The sequence below is a fragment of the Gimesia algae genome (assembly GCF_007746795.1).
Classification (GTDB): Bacteria; Planctomycetota; Planctomycetia; order Planctomycetales; family Planctomycetaceae; genus Gimesia; species Gimesia algae.
Map to the genome: position 1 here is coordinate 4,980,062 of NZ_CP036343.1, position 17,008 is coordinate 4,997,069.

Genomic DNA, 17,008 nt, shown 5'->3' on the forward strand with positions numbered 1-17,008 from the left:
CGGAAGCCGCACTCGACCTTTCCTCTCTTTCACAACAAGGACCAACACTATGGCCGCCACCAATGGAATGCTCGACCCGGAAGACACCGTCATGCTGCTGATTGATCATCAGAGTGGTCTGTTCAATACGGTCAGGGATATACCCATTCCCGATCTGCGGAATTATGTGATTGCCCTGGCGAAGACTGCTTCGCTTTTGAAGATCCCGGTCATCACAACCGCCTCCGTGCCAGACGGCCCCAATGGGCCCCTGATTCCGGAAATCGACAAGTACGCTCCCCATGCGCAATATGTTCCGAGAACGGGGCAGATCAATGCGTGGGACAATCCTCCGTTTGTGGAAGCGATCGAACAGACCGGATGAAAGACACTGATCATTGCGGGCACATTAACGAGTGTCTGTATGGCGTTTCCTGCCGTCAGCGCAGTGCAGGCGGGCTATAAGGCGTACTGTGTCGTCGATGCTTCCGGCAACTGGAGCAAAATGGCAACCGATATCACCATCGCACGCGTCGCCCAGGCGGGAGCAATCCCGACAGATACCTTCGCCATCGTCGGCGAACTGATGCGAACCTGGAACCGCGCGGAAGGCTCGCAGTTTGCCGAAATTCTTTCAGATCATATTTCACCGGAATACAAATGCCTGATCGAAAGCTTCACAAAAGCGCAGGCAGTGGTCAACGAAGGTCCGGAGACGAAGATGGACAAGTTCCAATAGGCGAAAACTAAGGGCTAAGTGGTCTGGTCTCGTTCTTTCTCGATCCGACCACTTATATTTTTACTGGAGTCCGCTTCATCCTGCTGGGGTTCAACCACAATTGGATCTGTTGCTGAATCAATGTTTTTGGTCTTATGCATTTGCTGGCCCAGTTCTTTGAGCTCTTCGACCGTTTTTGCGCGCCGGGCCTGTTCGGCTTTTTGCTGTTTGACGGCGGGGTCAATGCATCCAAGACACAGGATAATCATCAAAAAGATGAGAGAAGTGTGATGCATTTGGTTTCGTCTTTCATGACAAAGTGGAAGTAGATGAGGCGATTTGTTGATCACATTGACAAGGGTCCGCCATCAATGAATCGACGTTTTTATCGTGATTCGTCAGGAATCTTTCTATTTATACGTCATGCTGGGACAGTGTCCTGTGTAAATATAGTATCACAATTGAGAAGATCATAGTGGAGCAGGTTCATAAAATTATCGAGACCAACTTTCTTAATGCCTTTCAAAACCAGGCTGTTCGCGAATGCTCAAAAATCTCCAGTTTCGTCAAGTGCGGTCCGCCATGCAAGGAAGTTACCGGCTGGCCACGGTTGAGCCAAATCACAGCACCATTGCCTGTTGCCTCTCGCGGATTACAGATTGATGGAAATCAGTCCGATATTGTATTACGTATGGATGTGTCGTTTTCGTTAAGCAGGAAAAAGGACGGATTGAACTCCTGAAGTCGAGAAATTGCTTCCCGTATCAGTGTTTCATTCCGTTTGGAGTACACAGACTTTGGCACAAACAACATGGCAATCGCATTCCGTGACTCTTTGAGTTCTGTCAGGCTGGAATAGATACTGAAGTGTTCTGACAGATTCCTTTGTACGAGCGAAGATCCGCCACAATGGGGGCAGCGAAGGAACCAAACCTGTGGCCCTGAAGGTTCGTGTACGGCACACCGATCACACGACTCGCGCCCGCAATCTGTGCAGGCAAACAGACGATCCTCGCCAGCGCGTTGAAGCTCGCCGTAAGGGGTATCGCATTGCTCACAATGCTGTCGGGACATGATAATTTAGTCCAGATTTATCGAGACCAGACCCTTTATACTAATTTGGGAACCTATTTCAATTCATCCCAATTGATGTCGTTTCCATCGTCTATCTGGATTAGATGTTTCAATGTTTCTGGAGTAATGGATGAAGGAATTCGTTTCACACTACCATCAGCTAGAAGGATTTGTAGAAAATCGTCTGATTGTATACCGATTACTTTCGCTGGATTTTGGGGTACAAGTGGAAGGTCAACTGGTCTTGTCCAGGGAACGGCTTTAGACGGCCCTGCAGAAACGAACAGAATGGTTTTTGATAATCCATCTTTGAAATCTTCAAGTTTGGGACCTAGTCCTCCTGAAAAGGGAGTTCCTTTTCCGGTAAAGGTCATATAAGTTGTATAGCCATCCTGTTTGACTCCGTCACTTTTAAAGACCTTCGGCATTTTGTTGAGGAGTGTTTTATTATGCGGGCTATCCCAAGGCTCATTTGTGTGAAATTCTTTGTAGAGTTCCTGTTCTCCCAGAAAGGGTAGAATGTGAACACGCCAGCTTAACAAAGCTTTACCATCGACCAGTTGATTCTCTGTTGGCGAAATGCGGCCATACACAGATTCAAATTGAATCATTGCCAGCCCGATAATTCTCAGATCGTTAACCTTTAACATGCGTCGGCGGCTGTCCTGTTGGAATTTTTTTTGTTTCATCGTGAGCGTGCGGGGCTTGGGAGCTGGTCTAATATATCGAAGAGCAGTCTTGTTAAGATCCGGATCCGATCCATCAGCAGGTTGAATCAGTTTTTGCCAAATTTCATCGCCCATATTTGGATTCATAAGACGAACCGTCCCATCACAGAAAAGAGCCATTCGTTCGGTAGAAGGCGGCCCAGATGCTTTAACTGGGTTTGTGAATGATAACTCTTCCGGATTGGTCCATACCACGGCCTGGTCAGGCCCCGTTTCCAGAATCAGCAATGTATTACTCATGCCATCAGTAATATCACGGGGTTGTGTCGTCTGACCTGCAGCAAAGATGGATGTAGGAACTTTGTTTCCCTCCGTATTCGTTATCCAGGAACCCTGGAAGCCACGAAAACGCGTTCGGTTGGTCGCAAGAGGGCTATCGGGGGAACGGTAGACATCTGGCATCTGTTTTGCGAGCGGCGCATTCGCAGGGCTGTCCCATGATTCATCTAGCTTAAATCGATCATAGAGATTCTGTTTGCCAAGATAAGGCAGGAGGTGAACTCGCCAACTTAGCTTCAAATCACCTTGTTGATCATAATACTCCGGATGCTTCTTGATATCTGGAAGGTAATATGGATTTTGGAATTTTACAAAAGCAAGATTCAGTTGCCAAAGTGACTGTTGTACCTTGGCCTGCCGTTTGATTAGGGCATCTGTTGAAGTTGACTGAGCATGAGTGGTGTAACAGTATCGACAGACTACTAGAAGACAGATGGCCAAAATAAGAAGTCGTGGTAGACTGATTTCTCTGAGACGATTCATGGAAACATTACAGACTTTTAATTTTTTTGTGAATGGGGATAAATGGTATATTTTGCCATTTATTTTAGTATAACTCTAAAATAATTGAAAATGTGCTTGGACTCTTAAAACCAACTTAATGTTTCTTTTGTTGGCGTCTGAGGACTGGAAAATGATTTGCTTCAAGCAGGCAATAGACTGTCAGTGCGATTTCCCATTTGGGTTGAGCCTGGAACCCCTCAATTCATATTTCTTTTACTATTCCAAATCACCCTCTCCCCAATTTGGAGAGAGGCCAAAAGAAAGTAAAAACACAACAGTCACACCTCATCACCAGGTTTTTCTTCCAGTGACGGAAGCAACTCTTCCTCCGGCGGCGTTTCTTTCCTGGTAATTAACCAGGCATACTCGGGCAGCCAGCGGGCTTTGTGGGCGCTGATCAGGAATGCGAGCAATAATGCGCCTACTGACCAGAGGAACGCAATCACCGCCGATTGATCCAGCATGCGCGTTGCCAGCCGAAATCCGTAGGTCGCGCTGGTGTAGAGCAGAATACTCAACGTCGCGGCGAACGAATACGTAAACCAGCGATTCGACCAGAGCCGGGCAATCAGCAGACAGCCCGCGGCCCACGTGGCGACATATGTCAGTCGCCAGGCCAGCGGGATTTCCATGGCACGCTCATTCAGAATCACAACAACCGCGACCAGGGGGACCAGCAGCGCACTGGCACATTGCAGCACGCGACTGAAGTCATCCTTCATCGCCAGCCCCAACACAAGTGTTGAGATCCACAACAGATGAAAACAGGTCGTGAACCGGTACTCGAACAGCACCGTGTCCGGAATCACCAGCCAGATCCCGGCTGTCGCCGCCAGCACACCCACGGTACAGAGACCGGAGGAACGTCTATGGAGTCCCAGCATCAGCAGCACGATTCCATCCAGGAGCAACGGCCAGGCAGTCGGTTCAATCAGCGTCCGCGAACCCAGCGTCTGCGGCCCCACAATCGAGAGCAACGCCACAGCTCCCAGGCCGGCTGCCATCGCGCCCGGCACACGTCGCACCGCTGCCAGCAGATAAAAGCCGATTAACAACCAGATGGTCAGCCAGATCGGTCCGCCCAGCACGTCCGTCACTTTGAAAAGAAAACCCGTATGAACCCGCCCCGTCGTCGCCGGCATCGCCAGCAACAGTAATAACGGCGAAAAGCGGATCACGCCTGCCTGAAAGGTTTTATTCTTCGTCACCAGACTGCCTTCCAGCAACAGCAGGAGCAGGACAAAGCCGAGCGGTATCAGAAAATAGAAGCCCCACAACGTATCAAAGGAAATGAGTCGGGGTCCGCTTCCCGAGGTAATCCACATGGGACCGGCTGGCCCGAAGGTAAGACACAGCGCAAACGAGCGCAGACTGACACAGGCGGCAAACATGCCAAACGCAATCCAGGGAAACCACGGCCAGCCCCAGGGAGTCCCGTTTCCTCTGACATACGAGACACCGCCGCGGATGGCTGGCAGCAGAAACAAAAACAGAATCGAACCGACCACAGGGAACAGAAACAGCGTCCATTCAAGTTCGGCAGCCGAACGCGGATGCATTTCCGGGGAACACCACCAGGGAGCGAAATAAAACAACGCCAGGAACAGGTGATAAGGAATCCGATAGCGGGCGCCCAGGCGAATGCCGGCTCCCCACAGAACGGCTTCGGAAACCAGCGCCGAAAACAGAAAGCCGCCGATCATTAACGTCATTCCCTGATCGGGAGTAATCCGCGAAAACAGATCATCCATACTCACAGAAACGCCGAGAAACAGCAGCAGCAACAGCAGCAGAATCGAGCGGGCATCTTCCCAGACCTTGCCCCAGCGGACAATCAACACGCCGATTCCTGCCAGTAGCAGGGTATAGCCGGCGAGGACTCCCATCATGATCCAACAGTTGATCGAACCGATCTCAATGATTCCGTAAGCAGACCGCACGGCGAACAACATCAATACCGCACTTATGACATAGAACGGATTATGGTTGTAGAGGTAACGCAGGACCGAGCGGTGAGAAGCAGACGCAGACATGACAGCCTCCTCTCAAGAAATGAAAATAAATAAGACCCCAAGAACAGGGGATAAAAAGACAGGTTCACTTCTTATAGAAACTGCAGTGTAACAGATTTGTTTGAACAGTGACAGAAAATTCTGAAAGGGCAGGCTGCAGGCAGGGCTGATCAAGTCAAGGATCACCAAAGAAAAAAGGACCATCTTTGCATGAGATGATCCCGTGAGACAGTTGTCGTTCTTGAAAGTGAACCTGGTGATTCAGCATTTAAACAGATGAAACAGGGAATAACAGTGGACCATCCCTTCAGGACCGAACAGCGCGAGGAAGAGGACCCCCGGATGTTCGAACTGGATCTGGCCGGTCGTGCCTTCACTTTTCCAGTAGACTCCCCCCTGCCTGGTAAAGTCGTCCTGATCGGTAATCGCGCGAAAGACCCGCATTGTGGACGGCGACAGTCTCTCCTCCCGGGACTTTCTCTCCTCCTGGAACTCTCTTTCCGGATTGCCATAAGCAGAAGTAAAAAACACGGCACGATTGGTCTTCGGTGCCTGAAACGATACCTTCTCCAGGAAGTAGTATTGAAATGGATTTTCAATCGCCCGTTTCAGCTCCTTATCGATCTGATTTGCATCCGCTTCCGATTGCTGATCGGGAGCCGGTGGATGGTTTGATGCCTGATTGGGTTTCGCGGCTGCTTCGCTGTCCGATCCCCTGGTTGCGATGACTCCGGCACCAGTGGCAACAATGCCAAGCCCCGCCACCATTTTCACAGCATCTCTTCGACTCAGATTACTCATGAACGCCTCCCGCAGGCACGTGTCGGCACGCAAAAGATCAATGTGCCCTGTACTGCCTGGTCAATGTAAAAGAAGAAAAACAATAATATAAAGTCTGAATAAAGAAATCATATCAGGCTGCTGGCGCAGATCAACGGGAGTTTCCCCCCAGGATGAGTCCCGCGGACGAGGCATGACACGATCAGAAGACCCACGCACGCGTTACGTTTTCAGTCCCGATCACAGCAATCTCCTCAGGATCCCTGAATCTTGTGTTGCATCCCTGAAGAAAATGATATAATCCACACATCAACTCCAGTTTATGCGAATCACAGCGAGGTTGAGGATGGACGAATTCCAGATGAACCGCAGGCAGGCCCTGATTGCGAGTGGCTTAGGGACCCTCAGTCTCGGCATGCCGGGCATGGTCATGGGGAGCGACAAAGTTGACGCGTCGGGCAAAGCGGTCGCCGCGGAAAAGTCCTGCATCTTCGTCCTGCTGTGTGGCGGGCCGAGTCACCTCGATACCTGGGATATGAAACCCGAGGCCCCGCTGGAATACCGCGGGCCGTACATGCCCATCGACACCAAAGTGCCGGGCATGCGGATCAATGAGATGCACACGGAACTGGCCAAGCTGACCGACGAGTTCACGCTGATCAATTCCATGTCGCATCCGGGAGCGATCAGTAACCATTTCGACGCGATGCACAACCTGCTCAGCGGGCAGTCGGACAAACGCGTACAGCAGGGCATGTCAAACGAACAACCTTACCTGGGCTCGCATATCGCCCGTCACAAACCGAGCAAACGCAATTTCGTCTCCAATGCCTGGCTCATCAAATGTGTAGGGCCGCCTGTCTTTTGCGCACCCAATATCGGTATTGGCGGCTACCTGGGTTCCGCCTATGCACCCGTGTTTGTCGGCTCAGCGAATAATCACCCGGCGATGAAAGATTTCAAGCCACCTGAAATTTACGCCCCCTACGACGAACCGCGATTCGAAAAGCGAAAGGAAGTCCTCAGCAAACTGGAATCCAATCGACTCGACCGGGACCAGACCGTCAAAGACTGGTCTGACTTGCGCGAGAAAACCTACGAAGCGTTAACGCGCGCCGAAGGCCGCAAGGCGTTTGACATGCAGGAAGAACCCGATCAAGTCCGCAACCGTTATGGCATGCATCCCCTGGGACAGAATCTGCTGCTCGCCCGACGCATGGTAGAATCGGGGGTTCGCTTTGTCACCGTCAATGGCTGGACCGGCCAGGCAGACCATGACAAGAAAGGTCCGCCCAGCAGCAGTTGGGATATGCACGGCGGCAATATGGGGATGGGCAACGCCTTTGGAAACGGTTCCTATGGCATGGGATTCTGTCTGCCTCGTCTCGATCAGGCGCTGGCTGCGCTGCTCTCCGACCTGAAAGAACGCGGCATGCTGGAAAATACACTCGTCGTCGTGACCGGTGAATTCGGTCGCACGCCGAATGTGCTCAAACAGAATCCTCCCGGTCGCCAGCACTGGCCCCGCTGTTTCTCATCGATTCTCGCCGGCGCTGGAATTGCGGGTGGACAGGTCTACGGCAAATCGAACAAGTACGGCCAATATCCAACCGACAATCCCGTGCGTCCCGAAGAACTGGCCGCGACGATCTATCACGCATTGGATATTCCCATCAACGATCCCAAAGACCCCACTGGCATCCTGCGCACCCTGACCACAGGGAAACCGATCATGGAACTATTTGGTTGAGCTCTGGGTGAGGCGACAGTAAAAATGGACACAGTCTCAACGCATAGATCTCGCGTTCTTAAGAAGTTCAGACGCGAAAGCCCTCCTCGATCATCCCGCACACCCTCTCTTCGGTTGATCCTCTCGTAGCGACAACTGCGTGATCGCTCCCTCTGAAATACAGGTGTCTGCCATTTTTCGCTTTTTATTGAATTTTCGATTGACGGCTCCGAACCAGTGTATTAGTGTAGTAATACACATGAGGTTTAATTAATGACAATCAAAGCCACACAATTTGAAGTGCACCCCTCTGCAGGCGTGCCGATCTACCTGCAGATCATCGGTCAGATTAATGCGATGATTGCAGGCGGTCATTTGAACGTAGGAGATATGCTCCCCAGTGTGCGTCAAATGGCGACAGAACTCGGCGTGAATGCGATGACGATCTCGAAAGCCTATTCCAAACTGGAAGCGGACGAAATCGTGGAGCGGGTAAGGGGCAAGGGAATGCAGGTACGAAAGTCGGTTCCTGCGGGAAGCTCAAAGGAGCGTATGCAGGACCTCAAGCCGCTGATGGAGCAGGCTGTTGTACAGGGACGTCAACTCGGGCTCAGCAATGAGCAGATTCTGGCAGTCGCCAACAAGCTGTTACAGGAATATCAACCATGAGCAATGTAATCATACAAACCGAGAATCTGTGCAAGCAGTTTCAGAAAAAGCGAGTCCTGTCTGATCTCGATTTCCAGGTCCGGGCGGGAGAAGTGGTGGGACTGCTCGGCTCGAATGGATCCGGGAAAACGACCCTGCTGAAATGTATTCTAGGGTTACTCAAAACCACTTCCGGCAGCAGTTCGGTTTTTGATCAGGACTCGTGGGACCTGGATGCGTCAGCCAAAGCACGCATCGGCTATGTGTCACAGGATTTCGCCTTACTCCCCTGGATGACAGTACTGGGACTGACAGAATATACGGGCGCGTTCTACGATCGCTGGGATCAGGAATTTGTGAACCTGCTCATAAACGAATGGAAGCTGGATCAAAAACAACGTGTGGGAACACTTTCCGCCGGACAACGCCAGAAACTGGCGGTGATTGTCGCACTGGGGCATCGACCGGATTTACTGGTGCTGGATGAACCGGTTGCCAGCCTCGATCCCGCTGCCCGTCGACAGTTTCTGCAGTCCCTGATTGAATTCACCGAAAATGAAGCACATACGATACTGTTTTCGACGCACATCACCTCCGACCTGGAGCGAATTGCATCGCATGTGGCCTTCCTGGTGGACGGCAACATCCGCTTCAACAGCGAACTGGATTCTCTGAAAAACCAGGTAAAACGGATCCGCATTACCGCAGCGGAGAACCTGCCACCAAGTCTGGGTCTTCCGGGCACGCTCCGCGAACAGATTGACGGAAACCACGGACTGCTGGCGGTCAACGATTTTGAAGCACTGAACCTGGAATTTCTTTCCCGGGAATTTCAGGCCACCGCGACGGTCGAGGATCTGAACCTGGAAGAAATCTTTCTGGAAGTTTCAGGAGCTCCCATTCAGCCGGAAGTGGAGGCTGTCTCATGAAAATTCGCTTTGGCTTATATCGGCAGATTCTGAAAACCTACTGGCAACGCCCCCTGTTACTGCTGCTGTCCGCTTTGTTTCTCTCCGGCTGGTTGACGCTGGTCTGGGGGCCAACGAGCGGAAACGTGATGCGGGTGGGGGCACGACCGCGCAAGCCGGGACCATCTGCTACGGTCATCACAGGTGCAGTGCCTCCTCGTGCCGATCGTGCGCGCTCGATCGAAACGTTTGCGGATCTGCTGGAACGTACTGATCCTGCCGAGATACGTTCCCTCTATCTCACTCGGGTGAAACCGGATGATCCTTTGCCGGACCTGCGTCCGTTTCGAAACCTGGTTTTCCTCAACCTGAGCGGATTCGAACTGACGGCTGACGAAGCAGAGCAGATCTGCCAGCTTCCCCGCCTGGATGGCCTGGAATTGTTGGAACCCATGCTCCACCCGGGCGTTCTGGAGCGTGTGGGCAGGAAAGTTTCCCAGTTGGAACTCCTGTCGCCTGCCCTGGAGTCTCATGCAGATGAAATCCCACAGATGACACAGGTCAAACTGCTGACGGTTCATCTGCTGAATGCATCTCCTGCCTTCCTGGAGCAGGTCACCCGACTGCCCGCGCTCAAGCAACTCACACTGTTGACAAGCGAAGGTGCTGTCATCAATGGTCCCCTCCCCCAGAGACCACAGACGCTGGATCAGATCGACCTGTCTCCCGAACAGCTGGCCCTGCTCCGCGATAAACCCACGTTAAAAGAGGTCTACGCCAACTGGTTCTTAATGCGGCGTCTTCGCGGATTCACTGATGCCACGCTGCTACCGGTGCGCGCCCTGCCGACCACTTATTCCAAGTACAGAGTGAACGCGTTCCGCGGGGCCGTGTTTCTGTCAGCGATCCTGTTTGGTGCGCTCGCGCTGCAGTTGTGGGCGCACTTCATTACACCGACGGCCCGCCTGACTCCAGATTATCTTGCCCCCCACCGACGCCTGGCTGTAGGAATTCTGGTCGCGGGAACGTTGCTGATCTCCCTCCCGCTGTTACGCCAGGAGATCGGCGTGCTGCCGGCGTTGAGCCTGACACTGTTGCTGCCCGCGCTGGGCAGTCTGTTCCTGATGGCCCAACTTTCCCGGAAACCGTTCTGGCAATGGGCTTCGGTACCGCTCGTGTTGCTTGTCGTTCCATTCCTGACAGTATTCTCAAATCCGCTCCTGAAAGTTAATACGGTAGAAGTCATCTGGTATCTGCGCGGTCACCTACCCTGGCAGGCACTCATGATCATCACCGGCGAGGTCCTCTGTATTGCCTGGCTGCTGATCAGATTCCCCGTGATTACAGAACAGGTACATGAAGCCAGCGACCGTCTGCCCGCATTTTCTCCCTGGAATCAAGCCAACTCTCCAGAGCGACAGGGACAACAAGCGGGCCAGTCCCTACTCAAGTTGTTCGACCCCAGCCCAGACAAATTACAACTCTCGCACCGATCGATCTGGCAGATGGCCCGCCTGTGGCAACTGGGGAATGCTTATCGGCCCCGCGCCCTGCTGTTGGCTATGGCATACGTCCTGGTTTTCGGACTTCTGATTCAGGGGCTCAAATATCTGCTGACAGGAGAACCATTATTTTCTCAGCCCCGCCCCCTGGTCGCTGTCCTGTTTTCCAGTTTCTGCGGTATCGGAATCTTCCTCCCCCCTCTCATCTGGTGGCAAAGACGCAGGAGCATGGCGTCGGAAGCATTACATCCCGTCAACCGTAACTCTCTGGTGAAACAGTTGTACCTAGCGCTGGCGTTGGATCACGGTATCCTTGTGACAGGATTGCTGATCATGCTGGCCTTGCAGGGATTCGTCTTAACATCGCACATTTCAGAATTCTGCAGCCTGCTGTTACTGGTCGGCCTGGCTGCGCCGCTGTGGATTATTGGCACCAATGCTGCCGTCATAGTCTTCGAGCGTGCCTGGATTATCGTGGGCAGCATGTTTGGACTGTATCTGTTGGGCATCCTGTCGGTTGCGGCAGTGCTGACCTGGTATCTCCGTTCTCAAGTCGACACTGTGCACGCGGGACTGTTCCTGATCATTGTGACGTTTACAGCAGTTACGGTAGCTCTGGGGCTGAACGTGCTGATGTACCGTGCCGCACTCAAACGCGAGTGGGGCTAGGCAGGCACCCCCGCCCCTTCTGCATCAGATCAGCGTTCATTCAAGACCAGAAATGTCTGCTGACGTTCCCCTTGTTGTTACTTGCCTGTTTACATTGAATTCGGTTATACCAGAATAGTGCAGTCTTTGCCTGGACTGCCGGGTTCCTTGCTGCCAGACCACTTAAGGAGTTACTACATGCACGCCAGAATCAATGGAACGGAAATCTATTTTGATGTAGACGGGATGGGATTGGTCCCGGAAGGAGACCAGATAGTCGAACGCCCGGTGCTGTTCCTGCTGCATGGAGGTCCAGGCAGCGATCACTCCAGCTTCAAGTCGAATTCGGCAGCACTCCGCGATACCGCGCAGCTGGTCTTCGTCGACCATCGCGGTTCTGGCCGCAGTGCCCCCGCCGATCCTGAAACTTACACGCTCGATCAGAACATTGATGATGTCGACGCACTCCGCGAACATCTGGGGCTGGAGCGGATTTCTGTCCTCGGTTCTTCCTACGGCGGCATGGTCGCCCAGGGATATGCGATCCGTTACCCGGAGCGTGTCGCGAACCTGATTCTGGTAGCCACGACTCCCAGTTATCGTTTTCTGGAAGATGCTCAACGTATCGTCAGTGAACGCGGCACCCCGGACCAGCAGCGCGTCTGCGAGTGGTTGTGGGAGGGCAAATTCGAATCACAACAGCAGGTTTACGAATATTACAAAGCGATGGGGCCCATGTATTCCACCAGATTCGATCCGGAAAAAATGGAAAAGGGTTGGCCTCGTAGCATTCGAAATTTCGAACAGCTCAATCTCGGCTTCAGTACATTTCTCAGGGAATTTGACTGGACCGGACAGTTGCCTTCCATCAGCTGTCCCACACTGGTACTGGGGGGCGCGCATGACTGGATCTGTCCCCCCCAGCATTCCGAACTGATCGCTGAGAAGATTCCCCGCGCCCATTTGAAGATCTTCGCCGACAGCTCCCATTCCATCGCGGATGACGAGCCGGAAGCGTATCTGGCCGCCATCAGGGGTTTTTTGACCTACTGCAGCAAATAGAAATCGCCCTACAATACATTTAGATACACTTATGCGTTGATCTATCCGATGTCTGTGATATAAACTATCTTAAGTAATTCGTACGGTTCTGACCGAACCCGGAGTCTGTCTCGCTGAAATCATCTGCTTTGTGCAAGATTGTGAGGGGCGAATTGACAAATCTACTTGAAGTATCACAGGAATTGCGTCACAGGAACTATGATCCTGGTCGGCGCAGCATGCTACGTTCGGTTTCAGCCGGGATGATGGGCGCCGGTCTGGCAGAAATACTGACCCTGGAAGCGATCGCCAAAAGTGAAGCCAGACAACCGGGTCGGGCTAAACGGGTGCTGGTCGTCTACGAAGAGGGCGGTATCAGCCAGATGGATACCTGGGATCCCAAACCGGAAGCGCCCTATGATCATCGCACGCCATACAAATCAATTGCGACCAATGTGCCCGGAATCAATTTTTCATCGCTGATGCCGATGACCGCACAGCAGGCAGATAAGTTATCCGTGATTCGCTCGATGACCTCGGCCCGCGTGGCCGGACATAAGGAAGGTTGCCAGGAGTTCTTTAAAGGCTACCGCTTTGATTCCTCGTTTGACTTTCCCGATATCGGCTCGGTCGTCACAGATCAAATTGGAACCGACTGCCCGCAATTGCCGGGATACATTTTCTGTCCGGGAATCAATATGCCCAATCACGTGACCAGTACCGGATTCCTGCCCGCAAGCCGGGCACCGTGGAAACTGGGAACGAAAAATTTGGGTGAAAATCTGTCTGATCCGAACTGGGAAGTGAAATCGTTGCAGTTGAATCCCAAATTAAGCTCCGAACGATTTAACCATCGACGCGAATTGCTTGCTCAGTTGGATCGGTCAGCAGTTGCGAAAACAGAATCAGCCGAGACGCTACAGGCATATTACGAAAACGCTGTGGATCTGTTGACCAGTCCGCAGGTGCAGGCTTCACTTAATCTCTCCACAGAAAGCGACAAAACACGTGATCGCTACGGACGTGATCACCGCGGCTGTTGTTATCTGCTGGGGCGTAAGCTCATTGAAGCCGGCGTGAGGTTTGTCAGTGTGACGGTGATTCAACCCCCGGAGCATGTCAACCGCCCCGGTTACGGACAACCTAAAGGTGTCTTTTTAAACTGGGATCACCACGAAGGTATTTACCGGAATGGACCTTGTGGTGGCCCGCAGGGAACGGGCAATCAGGAACGCTTTGGCTTACCGCACCCGGTGATGATGCCCAGCCTCGACCGTTCCTTCAGCGCACTAATTGAGGATATGCATGCCCGTGGTTTACTGGAAGAGACACTCGTCTGTTTCATCACTGAAATGGGGCGGACCCCGCGCGTCAACAAATGGGGAGGTCGCGATCACTGGGGACGTGCGATGTCAGTCGCGCTGGCCGGTGCCGGCGTACCAGGCGGACAACTGATCGGCGCGACAAATAAAGAGGGAGGCGATGTCACCGACCAACTCTACACCCCCTATGATTACGCTGAGACAATTTACCGTAAGCTCGGCATCAATACAGCTGCGCGAATCAGAAGACCTGATGGTCTGCCGATTGAATTCACTGATGGCGGTCACCCCATCGCCGAAGTTTTTTGACGGTCACCGTTGTGAAACAGAATCAGAAAACAGTATAAAAGAGACAACAGACCAGGAAATCATCACCGATCTCCCCTGCCTCGACTTTCCCCAGCCTGAACCAGTCACTCTGATCCAGTCAGAGTTGAAACATCAACCAGAAATATTGACGCCGATTTCAAAACAGACGCACATACAAGAGAAACAACTATGAAATATTTTCCAATTTGCTACCTGATGATCAGTTTGATTTTCGCCATCGGTTCACTCTCCGCTGACGAACGGGAACCGCAGGTCAAAACACTGCAGCCTGGCGTGAAACTGACGCTCGTCGCCGAACATCCCGAGCTGGCAACTCCCACGGGCATTGATGTGGACGCACAAGGTCGTATCTGGGTCGTCGCCACACATACCCACTTTCGACCCGACGATTACGTTGGTCCCGAGCATGATGAAATCCTGATCTTTTCTGACCTCAACAAAGAAGGACGTGCCCAGAAACGACAGGTCTTCTATAATGCCACCGATGCGACCATGGACCTGGAACTGGGACCGGATGGCTGGGTCTATCTGGCCGAACGGGACCGAATTCTGCGCATCAAAGATACCAACGGCGACGGCAAAGCCGATATCGAAGAGAACATCGCCGTGCTGAAGAGTGAAGCCGACTATCCTCATAACGGTCTGGAAGGGCTGGCGTGGGATCCAAATGGCGACCTGGTGTTTGCGCTCGGTGAGAATTATGCCAAACCCTGGTCGCTGACGGGAACCGATGGAGTCACTGTGAAGGGAGCGGGCGAAGGAGGCGTCTTTCGGTGTACCGCTGACGGCAAAAAGCTGAGGCGTATCGCAGAGGGATTCTGGAATCCATTCGGCATCTGTGTTCGCGCGGATGGTGAAATCTTCGCTGCCGAAAATGATCCCGGCGAACGCCCTCCCTGTCGAGTACTCCATATTATTGAAGGGGGTGACTACGGCTATGAGCGTAGTTATGGCTCGGAAGCCCACCATCCCTTCGTCAGCTGGAATGGTGAATTGCGGGGCACACTACCGATGATTCATCCCTCGGGGGAAGCTCCCTGTGGAATCCTGCCGCTGGGACGCGGATTGCTGGTCCCCTCCTGGAGTGATCACAGCATTGACTTTTTCCCACTCACTCCTCAAGGAGCCTCTTACACATCCAAACCCATCACATTAGTCAAAGGGAGCCGCTACTTCCGTCCCAGTTGTATTGCCGCAGATCCTGCCTCCGCAAAACAAAAACGCATTTATTATCTCTGTGACTGGGTCGACGGTCGTTATCAGGCGCATGGCTATGGACGCGTGTGGAAACTGGAAATCGATCTGAAAAAAGCCACTTGGGTCGGAAAAATGGAGCTGGAACCACCCACCCCTGAAGCAAAACTCGCGGCTCTCCTGCGAAGTGGTAAATCAACACACACCCTCAAAGAGTTATTGAAGTTCTCGCATGATGCAGACCCGTTCCTGGCGCAGTCTGCCCTGCAGGCACTGTCACACAAAGCCTCGAACTGGACTCCGCAAGAGGTCTCATCCTGGTCGGCAGCAGATCGTATTTCTGCCGTGATGGCGTTGAAACTGGCGCAGGCTGATCCGCAGAAATGGATTCCCGTTTTACTGGCGGACAACAGCCCCGACGTGCAGTTCGAGACGCTCCGCTGGATATCCGATTACCGATTGAAAGCATTTCTGCCATTAGTCGAAGCGAAATTATCCGAAAGTGACCTCGACTATCAACGATTCGAAGCCGCCATCGCCACCTGGAATACGCTGCAGGGGAAACCCGAAGCGGGTATCCGCAACCCGGAGTTACTGTTAGCCAAGGTCCAGGATGTCAACAGTCCACCACGCATCCGGGCTTATGCACTACGGTTGCTGCCCACACAGTCACGTTCTGCTCCCAAAGCAGGAACTCAGCCAGTTAAAAACTTTCCCAAAGGACTGACGCTGGAAATGCTCCAGCAACTGCTGGCTGTAAACGATGAGACACTGTCACTGGAAGTGGTCCGTACACTTGCGGGAAACCCCATTGCAGCTCAAAAGATTCTGGCCAGTATCGCCGCTGATCCGAAGCAAAACGAGTTGCTGCGTGCAGAAGCAATTGCCGGGCTGGCCACTGTCGCAGAGCAGAATTCTGCACTGTTATTAAAACTGGCAGGAGCCAGTGAACTCCCGGTGCGCGAAGAAGCTTTGCGTGCGCTCCGCTCGATTCCGCTCACACCTCCCCAACAGCAGTCCCTGAAAATCCTGGCCGGACAGTATCCGGACTCAGCAGACCTGTTTGCAGCCGCGATCAATCCGAAATCACTCAGCGTCGGTCGTCCTGCTCTGACTGACACCAAGGCCTGGTTACAGGCGTTGGAAGCAGTGTCGGTTCCCGCAGACCCGGAAAGCGGTCGTCGTATTTTTCATCATGGACGACTGGCGAATTGTGCGCACTGCCATCGGCACGGTGGTCGTGGCAATGTCGTTGGTCCGGACTTAAGCAGCCTGGGTAACAAGCAGGACCACGTCTGGCTGTTGAAATCCATTCTGGAACCAAGTCGGGAGATGGCTCCTGAATACCAGCCTCGAACGATCATTCTGAATGACGGTCGCACCTTTACAGGAATTCGTCTGCGATCCTACGTGAAAGAAACCATCCGCGATGCCAATGGCCAGAATCGTACCTTTGACCGCAACGATGTCGATATGATGGTCGAATCACCGGTCTCCTTCATGCCCTCCGGCCTGGTTAATTCTTTAACCGACCGCGAGATTAAAGACCTGCTCGCGTTCTTGGAAAGCAGTTCGCCTCAGAAATGATGCGACTGCTGACAGGCGGCTGCAG

At 52.8% G+C, this 17,008-nt stretch carries 11 protein-coding genes and 1 pseudogene; 8 read left to right on the forward strand and 4 right to left on the reverse strand.

Annotated elements, in window-relative coordinates; translation table 11 throughout:
• The first annotated feature begins 49 nt into the window (after nucleotides 1-49).
• Nucleotides 50-718, forward strand: a pseudogene (locus Pan161_RS31425) (isochorismatase family protein).
• Between the two features lie 14 nt (nucleotides 719-732).
• On the opposite strand, the gene Pan161_RS18475 reads toward Pan161_RS31425, so the two are convergent.
• The 4 genes from Pan161_RS18475 to Pan161_RS18490 all read right to left on the reverse strand — a co-directional run bounded on the left by Pan161_RS18475 (nucleotide 733) and on the right by Pan161_RS18490 (nucleotide 6,095).
• Nucleotides 733-993, reverse strand: coding sequence for a hypothetical protein (locus Pan161_RS18475; protein ID WP_145229616.1), 261 nt, complete (start codon nucleotides 991-993; stop codon nucleotides 733-735).
• Nucleotides 994-1,824: 831 nt separating this feature from the next.
• Nucleotides 1,825-3,261, reverse strand: a complete 1,437-nt coding sequence (locus Pan161_RS18480) for a DUF1559 family PulG-like putative transporter (RefSeq protein WP_145229618.1) — start codon at nucleotides 3,259-3,261, stop codon at nucleotides 1,825-1,827.
• Nucleotides 3,262-3,560: 299 nt separating this feature from the next.
• Nucleotides 3,561-5,315 (reverse strand): hypothetical protein, encoded by a 1,755-nt coding sequence (locus tag Pan161_RS18485; RefSeq protein ID WP_145229620.1) that lies wholly within the window; start codon nucleotides 5,313-5,315, stop codon nucleotides 3,561-3,563.
• A gap of 240 nt (nucleotides 5,316-5,555) precedes the next feature.
• Nucleotides 5,556-6,095, reverse strand: coding sequence for a hypothetical protein (locus tag Pan161_RS18490; protein WP_145229622.1), 540 nt, complete (start codon nucleotides 6,093-6,095; stop codon nucleotides 5,556-5,558).
• A gap of 325 nt (nucleotides 6,096-6,420) precedes the next feature.
• On the opposite strand from Pan161_RS18490, the gene Pan161_RS18495 reads away from it, so the two are divergent.
• From Pan161_RS18495 to Pan161_RS18525, 7 genes are all read left to right on the forward strand, one after another.
• On the forward strand, nucleotides 6,421-7,824 hold the full coding sequence (locus Pan161_RS18495) for a DUF1501 domain-containing protein (RefSeq protein ID WP_145229623.1): 1,404 nt from the start codon (nucleotides 6,421-6,423) through the stop codon (nucleotides 7,822-7,824).
• A 252-nt stretch (nucleotides 7,825-8,076) separates the two neighbouring features.
• Nucleotides 8,077-8,472 carry a GntR family transcriptional regulator gene (locus Pan161_RS18500; RefSeq protein WP_145229625.1) on the forward strand — a complete coding sequence of 132 codons (396 nt, stop codon included), beginning with the start codon at nucleotides 8,077-8,079 and terminating at the stop codon, nucleotides 8,470-8,472.
• Nucleotides 8,469-9,380 (forward strand): ABC transporter ATP-binding protein, encoded by a 912-nt coding sequence (locus tag Pan161_RS18505; protein ID WP_145229627.1) that lies wholly within the window; start codon nucleotides 8,469-8,471, stop codon nucleotides 9,378-9,380. Before Pan161_RS18500 ends, Pan161_RS18505 begins: the two co-directional genes overlap by 4 nt.
• On the forward strand, nucleotides 9,377-11,530 hold the full coding sequence (locus Pan161_RS18510; protein WP_145229629.1) for a hypothetical protein: 2,154 nt from the start codon (nucleotides 9,377-9,379) through the stop codon (nucleotides 11,528-11,530). The genes Pan161_RS18505 and Pan161_RS18510 overlap by 4 nt, the downstream gene beginning before the upstream one ends.
• Before the next feature lie 177 nt (nucleotides 11,531-11,707).
• Entirely contained in the window at nucleotides 11,708-12,571 is an 864-nt protein-coding gene (locus tag Pan161_RS18515) for an alpha/beta fold hydrolase (protein ID WP_145229631.1), read from the forward strand.
• Nucleotides 12,572-12,789: 218 nt separating this feature from the next.
• Entirely contained in the window at nucleotides 12,790-14,181 is a 1,392-nt protein-coding gene (locus tag Pan161_RS18520; RefSeq protein WP_145229633.1) for a DUF1501 domain-containing protein, read from the forward strand.
• Between the two features lie 189 nt (nucleotides 14,182-14,370).
• A complete protein-coding gene (locus Pan161_RS18525) occupies nucleotides 14,371-16,983 on the forward strand; it encodes a PVC-type heme-binding CxxCH protein (RefSeq protein WP_145229635.1) in 2,613 nt (870 codons plus the stop codon).
• The last annotated feature ends 25 nt before the right edge of the window (nucleotides 16,984-17,008 follow it).

Bases quoted from the DNA above. Each gene is read 5' to 3' on its own strand.
- Pan161_RS18475 (WP_145229616.1), bottom strand. From the start codon at position 993: ATGCATCACACTTCTCTCATCTTTTTGATGATTATCCTGTGTCTTGGA.
- Pan161_RS18480 (WP_145229618.1), bottom strand. From the start codon at position 3,261: ATGAATCGTCTCAGAGAAATCAGTCTACCACGACTTCTTATTTTGGCC.
- Pan161_RS18485 (WP_145229620.1), bottom strand. From the start codon at position 5,315: ATGTCTGCGTCTGCTTCTCACCGCTCGGTCCTGCGTTACCTCTACAAC.
- Pan161_RS18490 (WP_145229622.1), bottom strand. From the start codon at position 6,095: ATGAGTAATCTGAGTCGAAGAGATGCTGTGAAAATGGTGGCGGGGCTT.
- Pan161_RS18495 (WP_145229623.1), top strand. From the start codon at position 6,421: ATGGACGAATTCCAGATGAACCGCAGGCAGGCCCTGATTGCGAGTGGC.
- Pan161_RS18500 (WP_145229625.1), top strand. From the start codon at position 8,077: ATGACAATCAAAGCCACACAATTTGAAGTGCACCCCTCTGCAGGCGTG.
- Pan161_RS18505 (WP_145229627.1), top strand. From the start codon at position 8,469: ATGAGCAATGTAATCATACAAACCGAGAATCTGTGCAAGCAGTTTCAG.
- Pan161_RS18510 (WP_145229629.1), top strand. From the start codon at position 9,377: ATGAAAATTCGCTTTGGCTTATATCGGCAGATTCTGAAAACCTACTGG.
- Pan161_RS18515 (WP_145229631.1), top strand. From the start codon at position 11,708: ATGCACGCCAGAATCAATGGAACGGAAATCTATTTTGATGTAGACGGG.
- Pan161_RS18520 (WP_145229633.1), top strand. From the start codon at position 12,790: ATGCTACGTTCGGTTTCAGCCGGGATGATGGGCGCCGGTCTGGCAGAA.
- Pan161_RS18525 (WP_145229635.1), top strand. From the start codon at position 14,371: ATGAAATATTTTCCAATTTGCTACCTGATGATCAGTTTGATTTTCGCC.